Annotated in this window: 13 protein-coding genes; 7 read left to right on the top strand and 6 right to left on the bottom strand. The window is 56.0% G+C overall.

Going from position 1 to position 16,662, the window contains the following annotated elements:
- Positions 1–15 precede the first annotated feature (15 nt).
- The 4 genes from KTT_RS22720 to KTT_RS22735 form a co-directional block, all read right to left on the bottom strand.
- Positions 16–480: an SRPBCC family protein gene (locus KTT_RS22720; RefSeq protein ID WP_126598525.1), complete on the bottom strand. Its 465-nt coding sequence runs from the start codon at positions 478–480 to the stop codon at positions 16–18.
- A 249-nt stretch (positions 481–729) separates the two neighbouring features.
- Positions 730–2,355: an erythromycin esterase family protein gene (locus tag KTT_RS22725; RefSeq protein ID WP_126598527.1), complete on the bottom strand. Its 1,626-nt coding sequence runs from the start codon at positions 2,353–2,355 to the stop codon at positions 730–732.
- Between the two features lie 348 nt (positions 2,356–2,703).
- On the bottom strand, positions 2,704–3,939 hold the full coding sequence (locus KTT_RS22730; protein WP_126598529.1) for a hypothetical protein: 1,236 nt from the start codon (positions 3,937–3,939) through the stop codon (positions 2,704–2,706).
- 498 nt (positions 3,940–4,437) lie between these two features.
- Entirely contained in the window at positions 4,438–5,790 is a 1,353-nt protein-coding gene (locus KTT_RS22735; protein ID WP_160146057.1) for a cytochrome P450, read from the bottom strand.
- A gap of 293 nt (positions 5,791–6,083) precedes the next feature.
- Here KTT_RS22735 and KTT_RS22740 point away from each other — a divergent pair, with 293 nt between their 5' ends.
- Entirely contained in the window at positions 6,084–7,220 is a 1,137-nt protein-coding gene (locus KTT_RS22740; protein ID WP_126598533.1) for a DSD1 family PLP-dependent enzyme, read from the top strand.
- Here the strand turns inward: KTT_RS22740 and KTT_RS22745 are convergent.
- Positions 7,214–7,552 carry a GIY-YIG nuclease family protein gene (locus KTT_RS22745; RefSeq protein ID WP_126598535.1) on the bottom strand — a complete coding sequence of 113 codons (339 nt, stop codon included), beginning with the start codon at positions 7,550–7,552 and terminating at the stop codon, positions 7,214–7,216. The two genes, KTT_RS22740 and KTT_RS22745, sit on opposite strands and share 7 nt — an antisense overlap.
- Before the next feature lie 29 nt (positions 7,553–7,581).
- Positions 7,582–8,127 (bottom strand): hypothetical protein, encoded by a 546-nt coding sequence (locus KTT_RS22750; protein WP_126598537.1) that lies wholly within the window; start codon positions 8,125–8,127, stop codon positions 7,582–7,584.
- Between the two features lie 206 nt (positions 8,128–8,333).
- Here KTT_RS22750 and KTT_RS22755 point away from each other — a divergent pair, with 206 nt between their 5' ends.
- From KTT_RS22755 to KTT_RS22780, 6 genes are all read left to right on the top strand, one after another.
- Positions 8,334–8,954: a TetR/AcrR family transcriptional regulator gene (locus tag KTT_RS22755; RefSeq protein ID WP_126598539.1), complete on the top strand. Its 621-nt coding sequence runs from the start codon at positions 8,334–8,336 to the stop codon at positions 8,952–8,954.
- 70 nt (positions 8,955–9,024) lie between these two features.
- Positions 9,025–10,629 carry an FAD-dependent monooxygenase gene (locus KTT_RS22760; RefSeq protein ID WP_126598541.1) on the top strand — a complete coding sequence of 535 codons (1,605 nt, stop codon included), beginning with the start codon at positions 9,025–9,027 and terminating at the stop codon, positions 10,627–10,629.
- Between the two features lie 471 nt (positions 10,630–11,100).
- Positions 11,101–11,616, top strand: coding sequence for an SMI1/KNR4 family protein (locus KTT_RS22765; protein ID WP_126598543.1), 516 nt, complete (start codon positions 11,101–11,103; stop codon positions 11,614–11,616).
- Positions 11,617–12,491: 875 nt separating this feature from the next.
- On the top strand, positions 12,492–14,096 hold the full coding sequence (locus KTT_RS22770; protein WP_160146058.1) for a serine/threonine protein kinase: 1,605 nt from the start codon (positions 12,492–12,494) through the stop codon (positions 14,094–14,096).
- Positions 14,097–14,178: 82 nt separating this feature from the next.
- Complete coding sequence (locus tag KTT_RS22775; protein WP_235845804.1) at positions 14,179–15,189, top strand: phosphotransferase enzyme family protein; 1,011 nt, start codon at positions 14,179–14,181, stop codon at positions 15,187–15,189.
- 559 nt (positions 15,190–15,748) lie between these two features.
- Complete coding sequence (locus tag KTT_RS22780) at positions 15,749–16,609, top strand: YsnF/AvaK domain-containing protein (protein ID WP_126598547.1); 861 nt, start codon at positions 15,749–15,751, stop codon at positions 16,607–16,609.
- The last annotated feature ends 53 nt before the right edge of the window (positions 16,610–16,662 follow it).

A 16,662-nucleotide genomic window follows, 5' to 3' on the forward strand; every position in this document is an offset into this window, starting at 1 on the left:
TGAGGTAGGCGGTGGCTACAGGGCGCGCTGGCGGGCGACGCCTTCGAGGAGCTTGAGCTCTTTGCGCAGCATGGGCGTCATCACCAGGGAGTTGATGACGCGTTCGAGTGCACCTTTGAGGCCGGGGCTGGCGTTTTCGGTGTGGCGGATCTCTACATGCGATTGGTGGGATTGTTCAATAGGGATGACGGTAAAGGTGGTGGTGGCGTTGTGGGTGGGATCGATGTCCTGCTCGATTAATACGCGGCCAGGGATTGGCTCACTTACACGCTGATAGAAGACGCGCTCAACACCGAGGGCGCGTGCCTTGAAGCGGATAATGGTCCCATCACCATAGCCTCCTTGTTCGACCTGCAGGTCATACAGGCTGCCCGCTGGCAGGATGCGTGGGTGTGCATGGCGATAGTCGGCGATAGTTGCATAGATATCTTCAGCTGGTGCGTCGAGTACGGCGGCGGCTTTGATATTGATCTGTTCCATAGCTATGTTCTCCTTTGACGTTCTGCTGCCTGAGTGGAGGCAATAGTCAGTGCAATATATTATTAGAAATCATATGACTTCAAGTAATATATCTGTATGTAATATAACTCGAAGAAGCCTGTAAAGGCAAGGATATATTGTGAGAGGGGATATCGAGCCAGCCTTGCCAGGGCTAGCTCGATAGGTGGTGGTCTCTTGCCAGGACCGGAGGATTAAGGGATGGAAAAAAAGCCGGCGTTTGCCCGGCACCTATGATGATGTGGTAGTTTGGGTCGCGGGAGGAGAGGAACGCAATTTTTGTATGAACGCGCGCTCGCGGGCGAGGCGGCGGCGGTAGTGCCAGCGGAGCAAGGCTACCAGGATGATGATGAGGGCGATGAACGCAATGATGCCCAGGATGATATAGTTCGCGTTATCGTAGAGGGTACCGAAGAAGGAGGCCTGGCTGGAGAGCATCCGTGAGGGATGGCTTCGCTGGAAGTGGATGATGATATCGAAGGCCTGCCGGGGCGTGTAGATCTCATCTTTGCCTGTACCAGGATACATCCCGACGGTGCGGAAGGCCTGTCCCGCATCAAGCCAGTCGGCGACCGCTCCCTGCCTGGGAGCCTGACGCAGGTCGAGCATGTAGCGTGGTAGGTTGACGCTGGCAAGGGTGCCATTGAGGCTGTACGGATTGGGAGTGTCGATGGTATAGGACGTGGGAGAGAAAGAGAAGTTGGCATTGAAGCTGCCGCTGGAGAAGGTCATGCCCAGCGGGAGGTAGCGTGCTCCCAGCCAGCGCTGCAGGTAGAATCCCATGTTGCCCTCGATGGTGACCCCATTGATGTGATAGAGAGCAGCGTTGCGGGCGATATGGTCATCATGGGCCCAGAGCACCATGCGTCCCACATTGTGTTGCTGCAGCCAGTTGACATTTTCGGCCATATAGACATCGCGCTGCAAAAACCAGTAATACGACGAGGGATCGGTGGCTTGCGGCAGGTGATCAGCGCTAAACAGAGCATAGTCCTGCTGGATCCGATCAGGCACAACCGTGGCGTACTGCACCACGACGCGCGCATCCTGCAGCGCTTCGGCGAAGGCTTGAGGCGATGAATGCTGGATATACGCTGCCTGATGGGTGTGTAACACATCGTAGATCTGCTTCGCGGCGCTGACATAGCGCTGCTTGCCGGCCTGGTCCAGATTCTTGTACTGACTCCAGCCGCCGACATTTTGATTATCACCGATGAACTTCTGATAGATGGTGTGGGCTGTCTCTACCTGTGAAGGATCGACCTTGCGCAGGTAGTTGAGCACGCCATCGACGGTGGGTCGTTCCAGCGACTGTATATCGATGCCATAGAAATGGACCTTGTGAGGATGGGCGGGGTCGGCATTATAGGTGCGCAGCCACTCCAGCAGGCTCTTCACCTCCTGGGTACGCCAGGTAATAAAGAGATCATTGAGCATCACGCTCCAGATATCCTGGGAGCCGCCATTGATATAGTTATCGACCCCCTGGCTCATGCCCCAGTCATCCTCCATTGCGAAGGCTGTCACGCCCATGTGCTGCACCATATATTCGATGATACGCGCCTTCATGGCGAAGAACTCGTGGGTACCGTGCGTCTCCTCGCCCAGTCCTAGCACCTGAGCCGAGCCGATCATCTGCGCAAGGGGACGCAGATCGGCATCCGAACTACCGGGTTCAGCGGTCGTGAAAGGGACCGCGTGCTGGCGCAGCCACGACGTTACCTCATCACCCGTATCATGAGACGAAGAGGGCGCGGCCTGCGCGGGCGTGAGCATAGTCATACATAAAAGACAGAGTAATAGAACTGCCAGACCTCCATGCATCAACCGGCCAGTAGAGCAATTCACGTTCATCATGCACTCCTTGCGATGGATTTATAGCCATTAGTTATAATCAATAAAGCTATTTGTTATAATATTGAGTAATATATAACATGCGTGAAGATAGATTGTCAAGTGAGAGATGATGGATCTAATTCTTTATTAGCGCTATGGAACTTTCAAGGAGAATGGGTTTTACTCATGTCATCGTGGGGGCAGGTGAGCGCCCCCACACGCGCGGCCGCGCTGTTTTTTTTGTGTTGGTGCATCAAATGCTCGAATGCGCATTTGATGCACCAACACAAAACGGATAGAAAGAGGCGCTCCGGAGATTTCCGGAGCGCCTCTCGTGTTTTTTTACGCTGAACGTTGGTTGGGGCGGTATTAGCAGCCTTTGGCGACGCCAGCGAAGTTGTTCAGGTAGGTATAGTAGCCCTGCGCGGCGCGCGATGGTGACTCGCGGGCGAACCAGGAATAATGTACCTCGTCCTCTGGATGGTAGTCCAGACCGTTGGACATATGGACTGTGAAGCCGAAGCCAACGACGGGGTCGCCGGTCTCAAGGTCGGAGGTGCAGCCATACTGTGGTGCGGTCGGGGTCAGCCAGGGGTTGATCGTGTTGTTGACGAACGGATCGTCATACCACTCCTGAACCTCGTGGCTCAGACCGTGAATGTCCTGGATGTAGGACGTGGTATCGCCAGGGTTGGTGCGGAAGATGCCAGGTGAGCTGTAGGAAGCAAACATGTAAGTCTGCACCTGCTGCTGACCATTGCCATTCAGTGACGAGAAGGCGCCGTGGTAGCCGAGTATACAGCAGTTGGCGGTATTGTTGCCCTCATACAGGAAGGTGTTGTCCACCAGCAAGATAGGCAGCTCGTTAGGGGTGATATGCAGGTTATTGATCGTCTCATGCAGGCGGCTGGAGAACCAGTTATAGTCCATCAGGCCAATGCGAGCATGCGAGCGCGAGCCAAGGACGATCTGGCCCTGGTTAGCAGGAACGCTGTAGGAAACGGTTGGCATAATGGTTGGCTGTCCCAGCACCACGTGGTAGCTCGAACCGCTCTTGCCCCACTGCGCGCGATAGATGGCATCGCCCACCTGGGTTACATCGCTGGGCTCCTGAACCGGACGCGCATTGGCCGGGGCGACTCCAGGCTGGCTGGGGGGAGCGCTGGCTGTCGCATCAGCGGCGGCACCGATATCAGCTTTCTGGAAGACAGGTGAAGCTACGGTCGCTGCTACTCTATCTGTACCATCGAGTACATTATTGGGATCGGCAGATTGAACAAAAGTGAAGCGGACCGGGATGATCACTGTAGGAATAGTTGTGGTACTATTCGTGTTAGGGTTGGCGCCAACCATGGTATAGGGATAGGTTGTGCTATTGGTTGGATCGGTGAAGGACGACTGCCAGTAAGGGATGGTATTGGCGCGTGAAGAGAAGTTGGACACGCCACCATCGGTGGTGTACTTTGGCGTTCCAAGGCCGTCGTCCGCCTGGGCGGCATGGGCGTCATTGCCATGAAAATAGAAAGTACCGAAGCCGGCGCCTACCGCCGCCAGAAGTGCGATAGCGATAGCCACAAAGCGTAGAGAATGCAGATGTTTCCTCATGAAAAGAGCTCCTCATACGTGAACCACAAATACAGTTCAATTCATTTGAATGTAGTAAAACTCGTACGACGCAGGCACCCGCGTGTACATCCTGTATACGGTAATTTTCTTGTTCTTTTTGAAGCCTTCTTTCTACCTCAGGTCTTTGAAGTGTATAACTGATATCGACATATAGATATTTGCAAATTTTACACGACCGTTCCTAATAATGCAATAGTTAATTAAAAAAATAGGACTAAAGAAAACCATTTTCGGTATAAAACGAAATGCAGCATCTTTGAATCGAGCTATACTTAAAGAATCATGTTGAAATCTCTTCTATTCATGATGCAAAGAGTTAGGGGGTGTCAGACACACTTTTTACAGGGGAGCGTGAGCGCCTCCGCACGGGCGGCCGCGTGCGCGGCCGCAGTACTTTATGGGGGGAATGGTGATCGATGATAGGGATGCGTATTTGCGCCTCCGATGCTCCCATAGAGAATGGGAGGGAATGGTGATCTATGATACGGGTTCGAGAATGACCTGGAGGCCATTTTTGGGACGCAGAGTGATTAAGGGGTCGGTCTGCATTTTGAAGCCAGGGGCGATGCGGAACTTAAAGCGTTGCAGCATGGTCGCCAGGAGGATGCGCATCTCTAATTGCGCGAAGGGCATGCCGATGCACATGCGCGGTCCAGCCCCAAAGGGGATATAGGACCAGGGAACGATGTTTTTGGCGTTTTCGGGTCGCCAGCGCTCGGGTCGGAACTCATTGGCAGCCTCCCATAGGTCAGGTCGGCGATGGAGCACCCATTTACTGATCAGTACAAACGTTCCGGCGGACAAGGTATATTCGCCGAGTGTGAACTCCTCGCGCGCTCGGCGGCCGATCAAGTAGGCAGGTGGATAGAGGCGCAGGGTTTCATTGATGGTCCACTCCGTATAAGGGATTTTGGAAAGATCGCCCAGTGAAGGGGCCTGCCCACGCAACTGTGATGTGAGCTCCTGGTAGAGTGTGGCATATTTACTCTCATTTTGGGCCAGTCCCAGCAGGTAGAAAGTCCAGGCCAGCGTATTGCTGGATGTCTCGTGCCCGGCGGCCACAAAGGTCATAATATGGTCGCGTATCTGGGTATCCGACAGGCCGTGGCCATCTTCGGTAGTAGCTAACAGCATTGAGAGGAAGTCGCCCTCGTCACCCCCCTCCTGGCGGCGCTGGGCAATCAATTGATAGATCACTTTATCAATAATGCGCTTGCCGCGCTGGCGCTTGCCATAATCAGTGAAGGGCAGATCGATGCGCAGTTTCAAGATGGTTTCCAATAGTCGCGGCTGATTTTCCAGGATATCTGTGAAGGCTTGACCCAGGTTGCTGTTGCGCAGGCCGAGATCAACATTGAACAGGCACTTGGCCACGATGCGCATCGTCAACTGCTGAAGTTCCTGGTCCAGGGCAAGTTGATCGCCAACTTTCCAGCTATCGAGCATCTCCAGCGTATACTGGCGCATAGTATCGGCGTAGCTATCGACCCGCTTACGATGGAAGGCCGGCTGTACCAGACGGCGCTGCTGGCGATGTGTATCGCCATCCAGGTTGAAAAGGCCATGACCGGTAAACTCCTGTAGCCCCTGAGCGAACTCCGCGCTCGTAAAATTGCGAGGATTCTCGGCCAGCACATAATGGATATGTTCAGGCTCGAACAGGACCACTGAAGGGGTATCGGTCATATAAATAGTGGCCATGGGTCCATAGGTTTGGTGGAGGGTTTGCAAGAAATTGAGCGGATCTTTGACGAAACTATGGTTATTTCCCAGTACGGGTAACGGTTTGGGGCCGGGCGGTAGCGTCGGTTTAGGTCTGGTTGCGTCCATACGCATTTTCCTTTGTTAAGAAGATACAGTATACATAAAAAAAGGAAACGTGTCGAAATTATCTTAAATATTCCTCTATAGATAATAGCTGATCTGGAGCCTATTTTCAACACTCCTTTATGTGATAATGGAGAAAACGCGTGTAAGTGATCTGCTCGTGAGACTATTTGTATGATATTATAGTATCTGTGGTTTGTAGCGCGGGAAAGAAGGAAGGAAGCGGACGCGAGGTCCGAACGTCTGGGGGGAGATGATCGTGCGGGGAGAGGAAATCGGACGCGAGGTCCGAACTTATGAGAGAGGGTCATAGCTTTATGTATCAGCCAGGGGTAGGCGATGCGCTGGATGCGCTGGACACGCCGGCAATGATTGTGGATCTGACATTGATGGATGATAATATCGGTCGTTTGATGGAGCGATTCCGAGTACGCAATGTACGGGTGCGGCCGCATCTCAAGACGGTGAAGAGTCCTGAACTGGCGCTGCGGTTGCTGGCGGCGGGGGCCGTTGGCGGCTGCGTGGCCAAGGTGAGCGAGGCCGAGGTAATGGCTGAGGGCGGGATCGAGGATCTGCTGATCACGACGGAGATCGTGGGCAGACCCAAGCTGGCGCGGCTGGTGGATCTGTTGCGGAAGCACTCGCTGATCAAGGTGGTGGTGGATAGCGTGGAGGGAGCGCGGGCGCTCGACGCGGCGGTGGGGGCGGCGAATCTGGAGGCGAAGGTGCTGCTGGATCTGAATGTGGGGCAGGACCGCTGCGGGGTCACGCCGGGTGAAGAGGCGCTGGAACTGGCGCGGCAGATCGGCGAGATGGAGCACCTGCAGCTGATCGGCGTGCAGGGATACGAAGGGCATCTGCAGCATATCCACGATCCACAGGAGAGGCAGCGGCGCTGCCAGCAGGCCATGCAGACGCTGACCGGGACCGCCGAACAACTGCGTACAGCCGGTTTCCCGATCCAGATCGTAACCACCGGCGGAACGGGGACCGCCGAGTTCTGCGCCGACTTCGATGGCATCACCGAGGTGCAGCCCGGCTCATTTGTATTTATGGACACCGATTATCGCAACGCCCTGGGAGGGGTCTACTCCAACGCCCTGACGGTGTTAGCGACCGTCATCAGTCGTCCCACTCCCAATCGAGCGATTATCGATGCAGGCCTCAAATCACTCTCGATCGATAGCGGCATGGCCGAGCCAAAGGGATGGGAGCAACTGGCCTATCAGCCGAAAGGAGACGAACATGGAGCGCTGGTCTGGCGCGACGAGGCTGACGCGGACCAGGAGCTGCCGCTGCGGATCGGCGACCGCGTCGAGATGATCCCCAGCCATATCGACACCACCATCAACCTGCACGATACCTATTATGCCTATCGCGACGGACGCATCGAAGCCATCTGGCCGATCTCAGCACGGGGAAAGGTTCAATAGGACAGTGCCGGGTCCAGGTTGGCGCGCCACATCTCCGTAAGCGTCTTCAGGTCGTCCAGAAAGGACTCCGAGCTCTGCTTGGCCTGTCGCTTGAGCTCTTCGAGCACAGTGAAGGTAAAGGCCTGGGGGCCCAGCGCCTGCCAGTCCCGCTGCAGCCGGGGATGCACCGTAGAGCCGGTACTGACGGCGAACTGGAAGTGGTTGCGCGCCCCCTGCAGGTTAGCGGTATGGTCGAGCAGATACCGGCCGGTCCGGCTATTCTTTATGATGTAGATGCCGCCGATGATTTCGCGTTCTTTATATGCCTGCGCAAGCTCTTTTCTGCGATTCATAACTGATCCTTCTTCTCTTCTCTCCGTATTTATCCTATATCCGGCAGGCTACGCTGATCGCGTAGCCGTTCGACCTGTGGTCGCAGCACACGCTTATTCTGCTGAGGATTGGCCACCGAGGGGTCCGGGAACGATTCCAGGAAGCCGTTATCGATCGCGCGCACGACGCGCATGCGATTGGCCTGTGTATTAGAGCCGAAGGCCAGCGCGGCCGCGTTGCTGATCGTAATTAGCTCATCCGATGAGATCCACCAGCGCACGCGTGAAAGCAGGACACCGATATCGCTGCGCCAGAAGTGGTCCGGGAGCAGCGTCCGGCTGTGGAGGGCATTGCCTAGCAGCAGATTCTGCACGCGTGCCAGAGCCTGCTCCGCCTGCTGTACCGTCTGCTCGTCGGAGCGCCTGAACTCGCCGTTGGCGATGCCGATCAACAGCCACAGATCGCGCCGCAGCGGACTCGCCTCGTCGCCCAGCCGGGGACGGCTTGAGATCCCCAGCGCGTCTTCCAGCGTACGGTGGCGCTGTGTGATGAGCGTGGTAATCTCCTCTATTAATGTGTCGTCAAAGAGTGCCATGGTGGGATTCCTTTTGCTTTTGTCTGTACATTATAACGCAAGTAACGTTAGTTAGCAAGAGAAGGATCGGGCACGCAGTCCGGACATGTGGGGATGTGATTGCCAGGAGAGAAAGAAGTCGGACGCGAGATTCGAACTTATACTTGCATTTTGGGTGGGGGTAGTGTATAATCGTACCGTAAGGTACGATACGGAGGTTGGTAAAGATGAATAAGAAAGTGAGTAGTCGGGGGGTGAGGACGCGGGAGCAGATTCGGGCGGCGGCGCAGCGGTTGTTTCTGGTGTCGGGTTTCGCGGGGACGAGTACGGATGCGATTATGGCGGAGGCCGGGGTGGCCTCCAAGGAGACGCTCTATCGTCACTATGCGAGCAAGGAGGAGCTGTTTGTGGATGTGCTGGAGCATATGACGCTAGAGCAGAAGCGTCCGGCGGCGGCCCTGGCGGATCTGCCTGTGCCGCGCGATATGGAGGCATTGCGGAGGGCGCTGACGATCGTGGCGCGCGCGATCCTGTCGGTGATGGCGCAGCCCGATTACCTGGCGCTACTGCGCATAATTATGGCGGAGAGCGGACGCTTTCCGCACCTGGGACAGCTGTTTAAGCAGGCGGTGCCCGAGCGAGGGCGCATGGTTATCATGGGTGTGCTGCAGCAGGCGCGGGAGTACAACGTGGTGGACGAGGTGGATATGGACGCGATCGCCCATGCCATGGTGGGTGGTCTATTGACGTATGTCTTGCTTGATGTGTTTTTCACAGAAGGTGGATCGGTAGCGCTGGAGCGGGCCGATGCGGTGGTGGAGGTGATGATGCGGGCGTTGAGGGTTTGAGGGGCGTGATCGTGCGTAGAGAGATAATCGGACGCGAGGTCCGAACATATGGAGAAAGGAGAAGAAGACCATGGATACGGATGTGTTGATTGTGGGGGCGGGTCCGTGCGGGCTGACGCTGGCTCATGAGCTGTTGCGGCGCGGACTGCGGCCACGATTGATCGATAAGAATGTGATGGCGGCCGAGAATACGAAGGCGCTGGGGATAATGTCGCGTACGTTGGAGCTGTTGACACCGTCGGGGATGGCGGAGGAGATGGTGGGACAGGGGGTGAGGGTGCCGGCCTTTAGCATCTATAGCGAGGGGCGGCAGCTGGCGCGCTTTGACTTTGCCCGCCACGTTGAGAGCGCCTATCCCTATGTGCTGATGCTTCCACAACCCGCGACTGAGGCTGTGCTGACCAAGCATGTGGAGGCGCTGGGTGGTCAGATCGAGCGCGGCAGCGAGCTGGTCGGGTTGGAGCAGAATGCGGAGGGTGTTGAGGCGCTGCTGCGGCACGTGGATGGCAGCGAGGAGCATGTACGGGCCCGCTGGCTGATCGGGTGCGATGGGGCCCATAGCAAGGTACGGCACCTGATCGGAGCCACCTTTGTGGGCAAGACGTTTGAGCAGAGCTTCGCTACCGGCAATGTACACATGCAGTGGGATGTGCCGAACAACCAGTCCTTCGCGCGTCTCAATCGCGGCAACTTCATCGCCTACTTTCCGATGCCGAATGGGCAGCACCGCTTCATCATCGCCTACAAGCCGGAGGAGGCACCCACGGGCGAGATCACCCTGGACGAGATCCAGCGCGCCATCGACGCCTGTGGTCCCGAGGGGGCGCGCGCGAGCAATCCCACCTGGCTAGCGCGCTACCAGATCAACCAGCGCAAGGTTGACCGTTACCTGTGGCGGCACGTGGTTCTGGTTGGTGATGCCGCGCACATTCATTCGCCCATCGCGGCGCAGGGCATGAACACGGGTATCCAGGATGCGTTTAATCTGGGCTGGAAGCTGGCGCTGGTCGCACAGGGGAAGGCTCATGAGCGGCTGCTGGAGAGCTATGCCAGCGAACGGGCGGAGGTTGGCCGTCAGTTGTTGCTCAACACCGGCCGTCTGACGGACCTCGCTCTGATGCACCAGCCGGTGGCGACAACCACGCGTGATGTGCTCGCGCCTCACCTGACGCGATTGGAGAAGGTGCAGCAGCTTTTCACGACCAACGCCTCTGAGTTAAGCATCGCTTATGCGCGCAGTCCATTGACGATCGAAGATGGTAGTGAGAAGGTCCGGTCTGATCACGGCTCGATCAAGGCGGGCGGTCGTGCTCCCGATGGGCAGATATGCAAAGGGCACGAGGACATGCCCGGCAGGCTGTATGACCTTTTGAACGGAGAGCGCCATGTCCTGCTGATCTTTGGACGACGCAATGGGGAGGTTGATGGCGAGCTGCGGAGCGCGCTCGGCGGCTGGCGGGACTGGCTGGACGTCTATCATATCCTGCGTGGTCAGCCAGATGGCACAGGGGAGGAGGGGGTATATTATAACCCGGATGATACCCTGTTTGAGCGCTACGGTATTGAAGACGAAGGTGTGGTCCTGATACGGCCCGATGGCTATATCGCGGTGCGCGGTCGGCCTGTTGAGAGCGATCCGTTGCGGCGTTATGTGGCGTGGGCTGGCGTGGAATGACAGGGGGAGCGGTATCGTGGGGGCGAGGATGTTGGGGACATCCTCAACCGGAGGCAGCAAGTCGGGGCAAGCCCCAATACCTTCAATTTAAGATCATGTAAAACGAGAAATGACCACAGTACGTGCGGGCGAGCATGCTCGCCCGCACGTACTGTGGTCATTTCTCGTTTTACATGATCTTCTTGTGGGATGGGGCGTTTCGGGGTTTGGGTACGTTCGGGGTTTTGGGAAGCATTCCCCCTTGTTGGAATGCTTCTTTTTTTGATGTTGAGGTTGGTGAGATGTGTTGATAGAAGGAGGGCGTTGGTGGGATGCGTTGGCGCGAGGATAAAAAAGGTGATAGACTACTTAACATAATGTCCAGCATTTATAGGGATTTTTTGGTGCCGGGCACGGTATTATTGTTGTTTATGTGCAGGTCTACACTGCCATTCGTACGAGTAGAAGACGAATAGATGTGGAGTTTTCTCTATGCGAGATTGGCGAGATGTTATTCAGCGTTGGGTGGCTCGGGAGAGCCGCATTGCATCCCTGACCAGGCAAAAAGTGGAGTTTTGTGCCTGGACTATCTCTCCTCCTTCCTCTGATCAATGGCCTTCTTATCTACCCGGTTGCGAGGCGCTACAGGACTTCTATCGGTTCTGTGATGGGGGATATTTTAACTGGTTCAACTGGCCCTCGCTGTCTCAGCTTGTCGAGATGAATCGCAAGTGGTTTGAGCTGCTGCGCGATTGGGATAAGCGCGGCGACGTGTTACTGGCAGGGCAACACGTGGTAATCGCCGAGGATGGTGGCGGCTGTCCCGTGGTCTGGCATGTAACGACCGACCGGGTGCGGGCGTTCCAGTTTGATGGTGGTGATTGGGAGGCCCCGCTGGGCTTCTCGGTGGATGAATTTTTGACGACCATATTTAATCCCGAGGAAAGGCCAGAGCCCGACTGGTGGTCTCTCTTTTTGCAGTGGCTCGATGGTCAGCTAGCAGAGTAAAGCAGAGATGGGTTGCCTGCCGTCATGACGGCAGGCAACCCATCTCTGCTTTACTCTGCTGAGCGTGTCAGACTCCCGTCACTCTGGGGGCACATGAGTGCCCCCGCACGCGCGGCCGCTGCGCAGCCGCGCTGGTTTTATATGTTAGTGTGTGGGGTGCGCTGATGCGCACCCCACACACTAACATATAAAGGAATTCTGAGCACCTCTAGTGCTCACAAGTCTATAGGGTATTGGTGCAGCAGGGGTGCGCTGATGCGCACCCCATACACTAACATATAAAGGAATTCTGAGCACCTCTGGTGCTCACAAGTCTATAGGGTATTGGTGCAGCAGGGGTGCGCTGATGCGCACCCCATACACTAACATATAAAGGAATTCTGAGTACCTCTGGTGCTCACAAGTCTATAGAGTGTTGGTGCAGCAGGGGTGCGCTGATGCGCACCCCACACACTAACATATAAAGGAATCCTGAGCATCTCTGGTGCTCACAAGTCTATAGGGTATTGGTGCAGCAGGGGTGCGCTGATGCGTACCCCATACACTAACATATAAAGGAATTCTGAGTACCTCTGGTGCTCACAAGTCTATAGAGTGTTGGTGCAGCAGGGGCGCTCTCGCGCCCCTGCTGCACCAACACCCAAAACCGGTGCGGCCGCGCAGCGGCCGCGCGTGCGGGGGCGCGCAAGTGCCCCCAACATGACGGAAGTCAAATACCCTCTTAGGAGGGGCATATCCATTCATGCTATAGGAGAGAAAATAAGCTTGCGGTAACTCTTCCTCTTTATGTATACTTTTGTTGGACATCAAGGTAAATTATGTCAATATATTCCATTTTATGGATTAAGAGGATATTGTGCTCTGAGGAGATGGAGATGCCGTCTTTTTTGTCTGTTTGTAGCGCTTGTGGTTTTGAGAATCCCAGGGGGCAGACGCGGTGTTTGAAGTGCGGTCGCTCGCTTTTGGATGAGCAAAGCAGTATTGTGCCCTTTTCACCTCCTCAGGCGGTGCTCGCGTCTAAAGGAATGCTCAAACAGCGCTACCGTGTGCTGTTCACGATCGGGCAGGGGGGGATGGGAACGGTATATCTTGGCCGGGACATGCAGCTGGGGAGCCGGCTGGTGGCGATCAAGGAGATGAGCCAGTCGTTTCTATCGTCCGAGGAAAGGGTGCAGGCGGCGCAGAATTTCAAGCGCGAGGCGCATATTCTGGCCGGGCTGCAGCATCCGCATCTGCCAAGCATCTATGATCACTTTGAGGAGAATCAGCGCTGGTACCTGGTGATGAGCTATATCAAGGGGCAGACGCTGGAGGAGTACCTGAGCAGTCAGGGAGGAAAATTGCCGCTGGGAGAGGTGATCGAGATCGGGATTGCGCTGTGCAATGTATTGCATTATTTGCATACCCATCATCCGCCGATCATTTTTCGGGATCTCAAGCCCTCCAATATTATGCGCGCCAGCGATGGGCATATCTACCTGATCGACTTTGGGATCGCGCGCTTCTTTAAGCGCGGCCAATCAAAGGATACCACCGATCAAGGTTCGCCTGGTTACGCGGCCCCCGAGCAATATGGTGAGAGGCAGACCAGGCCCAGCGCCGATATTTACAGTCTGGGCGTCATCCTATACCAGTTGATCTCGGGCTTTGATATCACGCTGCCAACGTTTCACTTTCCGGCCCTGGATACCCTGGTGCCAGGGGTACCGCTGGCGCTCAAGGCGCTGATTATGCAGATGATGGATCTAGACGAAAAGAAACGCCCCCAGAGCATGGAAGAGGTGAAGTTCAGGCTGCAGAGTATCCTGGGCAAGCTGAACACGCCTATCTCGCTCTCCTCATCTCCAGGGCAGCAAGGGATCATGCCAATGGTGGTGCCGGCGGTCCACAAAAAAACGAAGCGAGGACTGCTGGCAACCGCTGTAGCGATCGGGATCGCTCTGATGCTCCTGCTGGTCTACGTTTTGCTTCTTAATGTGAATGCGTTCAATTCTAGCACACGCGTCGCGAGTCCGCGAATTAACGCCAGCACTGCGACCACGATTGTCGTGAACGCGAACACGCCATTGGGGGTGGTCACGCTTTTTTGTCGGGCCATGAACTCAACGGCGCCCGATTTTCAAACCGCGTACGACCAGCTCTCCCGCGGGTATCAGAGCAAGCATCCGTTCACAGATTTTCAAAAATATTTTCAAGGGACGAGCCGCTGCGCCGTTGCCAGTGTTCCCGATGCCAGGCACCAGGCGGGATTAAACCTGACCCTGACCTGTCCCCATTTTGATGGACCACCGCCGGATGGAGATCATAATCAGCCGCCCCCGTTTCCACCTCCTGGAGGGCATCCGCCGGATGAGCCGCAGAATAAGCCGGCCAACGTGACCCTGATTAGTGAGGGAGGGAATGGTTGGAAGATCGACACTATTTATGTTGTCGATTATAATTGTCTGCCGCCTCCGCCGTGGACGCCACCTGCCCGCTGATCACGACCGCATTTTTGAGATATGATGTGGTCACTGTTCACAATGTGAGGGCGGCGTTACGGTAGAGAGGAGAGACGTTACTGTGGGAGAGCAATTGGGAATAGGGGAGGAGATGTTGCGGGCCTGTTTGGATGAATATTATGGGCTGGCGGTCATGGAAATGGCCTGTGTGCCGGGGGGACTTGATTATGACGCGGCCGTGTATCGCGTCGTCAGCGAGCGAGGCGAGGTATATTTGCTCAAGGTCTCGGGCAGAGAGCTGTACGAGGCCAGCTATCTTGTGCCAGCTTTTCTCAGGGAGCGGGGGGTAGAGGCCGTGGTGGCGCCCATTCCGACCCTGGAAGGCGAATTGTGGACCCGGCTCGGAGAGCGAACCGTGGCCTTGTATCCCTTTATCGAGGGGGACGTAAGCTGGAATGGCATGACGGAACAGAACTGGAGGGATGTCGGGTCTATCTTCAGGCGCATCCACCAGGTCGTGCCGCCGAGGGAGGTCCGAGGAGTGTTGCGCCGTGAGACCTTTGACGTGGGCGGCTATCTCAGCCGGATGCGCGCTTTTGAGGATAGGTATATATGTCAGAATGATGGAGGCCACAACGTCCCCGAACAGGTCCTGCTCGCCAGCTGGCAGGAGCAGCGAGCCACGATTCACCGCGTCATAGAAAGGTTGGAGGTATTGGGTGGGATGCTCCAGCGGCAGGCGGGTCCCCTGGTCATTTGCCACGCTGACCTGCATCCCGCCAACCTGATCCGAGCTCGCTCCGGACACGTATGGATCATCGACTGGGACGAAGTGATGCTGGCCCCCAAAGAGCGCGACTTCCTCTTCGTCGGAGAGCCGGGAACCAGTCCAGACAGCTCTAACCGATCTCCCTTTTTTCAAGGGTATGGTGAAGCGAGGATCGACTGGACCGCGCTCACCTACTACCGCTACGAGCGCGTCGCGCAGGACCTGATCGCGTGCGCGCAGAACGTCTTCTTCAAAGATCATCTCTCAGAGGAGAGCAAGGAGGCGGAAGCCAGTCTGTTCCAGAGCGTGCTGGCTCCTGGCGGAGAGATCGAGGCCGCCTATGCCGCCGAGGCCCATCTGTAACGTGCGCGGAGCAGGAAAAATCGGACGCGAGATCCGAATGTATGGGTGCGCGCGACGCTCAGGATGATGTACCTATGAATGAGCATGCTCGCGAAAACTACGACGCGAACCGCGACTTTGATAATAACCGCTAGCACCGCGTTTCCAGCATAACAACCTGTACGGTTAAGACAAGAAAAGGGCTCCGCTTATTAATGCGGAGCCCTTTTCTTGTCGTTTTTGGACCTTTTTCTCGCGCACGCTCATGTGTTGGGTGAAACGTGGATGTCCGGGGAGGGAAAAAAGCCGGGGCAAGCCCGGCACCTACGATGACGTGGATGACGATAACGGGGGAATTGGTGGGCGTGTATCGCATGATGGGGTGGTTGCCGTGTGCGGTACATGCAATCTGGTCTGTCTCTCATTATTGGGGGAGTACGTGTAAAAGCTATGTGGTCGCGAAAGACTTTCTGTGGAGAGATACATACAGGTAGTGGATACAACTATCTCTTTTGCATTGAAAGGCGACCGTAGCGCTAAAAAATGGTTTCTTCCATAGAGAAAGAAAGAGAGACAGAGCATGGCTATCAATTCTGGTCCAGTCGTGGTAGGAGTTTTTCGGGAACATTCGTTGGCGGAACAGGCGTACAATGAGCTTTCGTCGGCCGGTTGGCAGCGGGAGCAGGTGACCGTGCTGCGTCGACATCACGAAGGGCTCCTTGCCCCGCTCAAGCAGGCATTTGGCGAGAATCATGAGAACATCGATGAACTGCACAAGCTGGATATTCCAGATGATCAGCAGCAGGTGTACCAGCGCGAGTTCGATGCGGGAGCCACCCTGATGGCGGTGCAGTCCCAGGGTCATCCTCTGGAGTGCCGCGATATTCTCCACCGCTACGGAGCATATAGCGTTTTTATGTCGGTTGAACCGGGGCAGGAGCACGTGATCCCGCTGCGTAAAGAGGAGGTGCATGTTCGCAAGCAATGGGTGACCACGGGCGAGATTCGCGTCCACAAGCGGGTGATTACCGAGCAGAGGACGTTTACCATCCCGGTGACACGTGAAGAGGTGTTCATTGAACGCCTGTCAGGGAACGCGGACCCGGCGACATCACCCCGTTCAACTGAACAGGAGGAGGGTGATAGGGTTGTGCGTGAAGATGGGGAAACGCAGGAGCGGGCCGCCATTCACAGTGAAGAGGAGACCGAGGATGCATTGCCGGAAGGCGGAACGATCAGAATTCTGGTGCATGAAGATGAAGTTGTCTTTGACAGGCGACCCGTCGTCGTAGAAGAGATCGTCATTCGCAAAAAGGTGCAGAGCAACACCGTCCAGATGGTCGAGCCTGTGAAGCACGAAGAGTTCTCGATCTCGCAGAGCGGAAACGCACGCATCGTGCAGCAGGATGCCGAGGATACTCAGCGGCTCGAACAGCGCTAGCCGATGAGCCAGGACGGCGCTATCAATGCTGGCAATCCGCGAAAGATTAGCGT

Origin of the sequence: Dictyobacter aurantiacus, assembly GCF_003967515.1 — a bacterium.
GTDB lineage: Bacteria > Chloroflexota > Ktedonobacteria > Ktedonobacterales > Ktedonobacteraceae > Dictyobacter > Dictyobacter aurantiacus.